We start from the raw sequence: 3,633 nt of genomic DNA, 5'->3' as shown, positions 1-3,633 counted from the left end.
GACCAATGCACCCGGACCGTGCGTAAAGAATGCTGGATCAAGGCCGTGGCGGGGGCGGCCGCGGCGGGGGGGCCCCCGCCCCCCCCCCCCCCACCACCCCCCCCCCACAACCCCCCGGGACCCCGAGCCCCAGCCGCCGGTGCGTGAGGAGCCCTCGGCTCCGGTCGCCGAACGGGTTGCTGAAGCCGCTCTTCCCGCACCGGTTCTTCCTCCCGCACCCGCTCCAGCTCCCGCTCCGGAACCGGTTCAGCCGGTTCAGCCGGTTGAGAGCGAGTACGCGGACGAGCGCGAGCCCGAGGGCGTGATCCCTTCCCAGACCCGGACCACGGACACGCCGCCGGTATTGTGGCAGGACCCGAGGGCGATGTACGAGGCGATCTGGGCCAACATGTCGCCGAAGCACCGGGCAGAGCTGACGATGCTCCTGATCGAGAACAACCGGCGAGGCTAGCCCCCGTCGACCCCAGCCAGGGCCCCACCGCACATGGTGGGGCCCGACTTTTGTCCGCGGACAAAAGTCGGGGCTCCGGCAGGAGGGCCCCGGGGGAGTGAGGCGAGCCGGCGCGGAAGACAGGAGATCTCTGTGGACGATCTGGCGGCTGCCGCAGCGGTTGCGCTTCTCGGACGCTGAGAGGGGTCCGTTCGAGAGCCGCCCCCGACTTTTGTCCGCGGACAAAAGTCGGGCAGCGCTGAAGCCGATGTGTGGGGGCGAGCGGCGGTTTACGAAGCGCCTGTGTTCTTCGGGTGCGGGCACGGCCGGTACGTGAGGGTGGCCAAGCCGTGTCGTCGCCTGAGGCGATTGCCGCAGCGTTCAGCCGCTGTCCGGGGCGAGGTGGAGATGGGCCGCCGGCTCATCAGGAGGCCGACTTTTGTCCGCGGACAAAAGTCCAGTGTTCTGTCGCCGGGAAGTCCGACCAGTCTCAGCGAAGTCTGACCGACACGGCCAGTCAGGCCGGATGCAGCACTGCCGAGGCGATCTCACGCACGTGGTTTCGCGGCCCTGGGCGTTCCACACCTCAAGGGCACTGAGCAGGCCGGTGTTGACGCATCGGCAGGGAGGACGCGAGCTGTACGGCGGTCCTGACCAGGCCGGCCAGGGCTGGTGAGCGGCTGTGCGCGGGCCAGGCGATGTGGGTGACGACAGGGGGCGCGTCGGTGAGGGGGACGGCGGCGTGCTCGGACCACAGCCAGGCGCGCGCGGAATCCGGCACGACGGCGACGGTGCGTCCCAGGGCGACCAGTTGCGCCAACTGCGTCTGATCGCGGATCTCGGGGCCGGGGCCGGGCGCGTAGACGCCGTGACGGGGCCAGCGCGCCGGTGGGAGGCCGGGGATGTCGCTGATGTCGGCCAGGGACAAGGTCTTGCGCGCGGCCAGGGGGTGTCCGGCGGGCAGGATGGCGAACCGGTTCTCGGTCATCAGCTCCTCGCTGTCGAACCCTGCGAGGGAGTTGAACGGCACCTGCATCAGCGCGACGTCGGCGCTGCCGTCGCGCAGCCGTGCTTCCTGGTCGCACATGCCGCACTGCAGGACCTCGACCTCAGCGGCGTCAGGCTCGGCCGCATAGGCGTCGAGGAGCTTCTGCAGCAGTTCGTGAGCCGCGGCGGTCTTCACCGCCAGCACCAGACGGGTGCGCTCCCCGCTCAGGTTGTCCGCTCCGCCGGCGCGGCGGGTGCGGCGTGCGGCGGCGGTGGCCGCGTCGAGCGTCACGCGCCCCTCGTGCAGCAGCACCACTCCGGCATCGGTCAGCGCGACGCCGCGGCGGTTGCGTTCCAGGAGGCGGACGCCGAGACGCCGTTCGAGCTGCTGCACTGCCCGCGACAGCGGCGGTTGGGCCATGCCCAGGCGTTCGGCGGCCCGGCCGAAGTGAAGCTCCTCGGCGACGGCCACGAAGTATCTCAGCTCACGGGTCTCCAAGGCGTCCACGGCGACAGCGTACTCCAGTGATACCCACCGGGTATCACAGCGAACCCGATCGGTGTTGGCCGGCGTGCTCACCTGGGCGCGAGCATGGACGGCATGAGCGAAACGAAGATCGCACTGGTCACCGGTGCGAACAAGGGAATCGGCTACGCGATCGCCACCGGCCTCGGAGCCCTCGGATACCGCGTGGCCGTCGGAGCACGGGACGCAGGCCGACTCGAAACCGCTGTCGAGAAGCTGCGCGCCGCCGGGGCCGACGCGTTCGGCGTGCCGCTGGACGTGACCGGCGACCAGAGCGTCGCCGACGCCGCGGAACTGATCGAGCGTGAGGCCGGAGGGCTGGACGTGCTGGTCAACAACGCGGGCATCCCCGGAGAGATGGGTCCCGGCTGGGTGCAGGACCCCACGACTCTCGACCTCGACCTGGTCCGCAGGGTCGTGGAGACCAACGTCATCGGCGTCATCCGGGTGACGAACACAATGCTCCCGCTGCTGCGCCGGTCGTCCTCGCCGCGCATCGTCAACCTCTCCAGCGGCGTCGGCTCCATGACCCGGCAGGCCGACCCGGAGATCGAGATCGGAGCGATCATGGCGGCCTACGCGCCGTCGAAGTCGTTCCTCAACGCCGTGACCGTGCAGTACGCCCGGCAGTTCGCCGACACGGACATCCTGATCAACGCCGCCTGCCCCGGCCTGTGCGCGACCGACTTCACCGGCTTCTTCGGGAACCGCACCCCGGAGCAGGGCGCGGCCACGGCGATCCGGCTCGCCACGCTGCCGGACGACGGCCCGTCCGGCGCGTTCTTCGACGACGAGGGCGTCGTCCCCTGGTAAGGCGGCCGGCACATGGACCCCGAGCGGGAGCCCAGGCCGAGGCGGCGGGCGACCTGCACCCGCCCGCACGGGGTGCGGCATCTGTTCGCGGGCTACGACCTGGGCAAGGAGAAGCTCCACGCCCCGACTTTTGTCGGCGGACAAAAGTCGGGGCAGGGCAAGATGTGCGTCCCGCGGCTCGCGGAGGCTGGTCCTTGGGTTTCCTCTGCCGGTCGCACCGGCTCCGGAGGGCTCGGAAGACATATCCGAAGTTGGGTCTCTTCAGTCACTGCACAGGCGGGATCACTACCCTGACCTGCTTCTTCGCCAGCGACTGAGCGAGCGGCCAGCGGTCTACCGCCACAGGTCAGCGCCGTCGCGCCCGCTCGGATCCGTCGTCCGCAAGTCCTCGTGGAGGCCCGAGAGAGGGCGGCCGGTGGGGGACCCGTCCTCACCGGACTCCATGACCGTCCAGCCGACATCCACGCCGGACACGTTGACGTCGGCGCCGCAATCCAGATCGTCAAGCGCAGTGAAGACGGCTTCGAAGGCGATGGCCCGGGCCAGGAGCACCAGGTCGTTCCTGTCCGCCCCCGCGTCCAGCAGGCGCCGGGCCGCAGTCACCTGCTCCAACGCTCCCGGGTCGGCCCATCCGTTGATCGCACCACGCCACAGCGAACGGAGAAGCACGAAGCGTGCCAGTTGCGGCTGGTCCTCGTCGATCTCCGACCTCGCCCAAGCGGGAGCGTCAGCCGCACCGAGAGCCTCGAACTGCGTTCGCAGTGACTCGGGTCTGATGCAGGTTCGGGTGACAGGTTGAGTCACGCGGCCTGGAGGGCCGGTGTGGTCATGACGGTCTCGAATTCGACGGGGGTCAGTCGGCCGAGGGCAGCTTGCC

General features: G+C 70.1%; 4 protein-coding genes. 2 read left to right on the top strand and 2 right to left on the bottom strand.

What is annotated here, in order from left to right; all coding sequences use genetic code 11:
* Positions 1–301: 301 nt before the first annotated feature.
* Positions 302–451, top strand: a complete 150-nt coding sequence (locus ACEPPI_RS40150; protein WP_373920186.1) for a hypothetical protein — start codon at positions 302–304, stop codon at positions 449–451.
* A 565-nt stretch (positions 452–1,016) separates the two neighbouring features.
* Here the strand turns inward: ACEPPI_RS40150 and ACEPPI_RS40145 are convergent.
* Positions 1,017–1,925 (bottom strand): LysR family transcriptional regulator, encoded by a 909-nt coding sequence (locus tag ACEPPI_RS40145; RefSeq protein ID WP_373920185.1) that lies wholly within the window; start codon positions 1,923–1,925, stop codon positions 1,017–1,019.
* A gap of 93 nt (positions 1,926–2,018) precedes the next feature.
* On the opposite strand from ACEPPI_RS40145, the gene ACEPPI_RS40140 reads away from it, so the two are divergent.
* Positions 2,019–2,756 carry an SDR family oxidoreductase gene (locus tag ACEPPI_RS40140; protein WP_373920184.1) on the top strand — a complete coding sequence of 246 codons (738 nt, stop codon included), beginning with the start codon at positions 2,019–2,021 and terminating at the stop codon, positions 2,754–2,756.
* A gap of 333 nt (positions 2,757–3,089) precedes the next feature.
* Here the strand turns inward: ACEPPI_RS40140 and ACEPPI_RS40135 are convergent, their stop codons facing one another.
* Positions 3,090–3,368 carry a hypothetical protein gene (locus ACEPPI_RS40135; protein WP_373920183.1) on the bottom strand — a complete coding sequence of 93 codons (279 nt, stop codon included), beginning with the start codon at positions 3,366–3,368 and terminating at the stop codon, positions 3,090–3,092.
* Between the last annotated feature and the right edge of the window lie 265 nt (positions 3,369–3,633).

The organism is Streptomyces sp. AB3(2024), from assembly GCF_041862025.1.
Classification (GTDB): Bacteria; Actinomycetota; Actinomycetes; order Streptomycetales; family Streptomycetaceae; genus Streptomyces.
The sequence above is the reverse complement of the archived record's forward strand: the minus strand, read 5'-3'. Positions and strand labels throughout refer to the sequence as shown.

What these genes read in the sequence shown, in the direction of transcription:
- ACEPPI_RS40140 (WP_373920184.1), top strand. Translation starts at nt 2,019, where the DNA reads ATGAGCGAAACGAAGATCGCACTGGTCACCGGTGCGAACAAGGGAATC.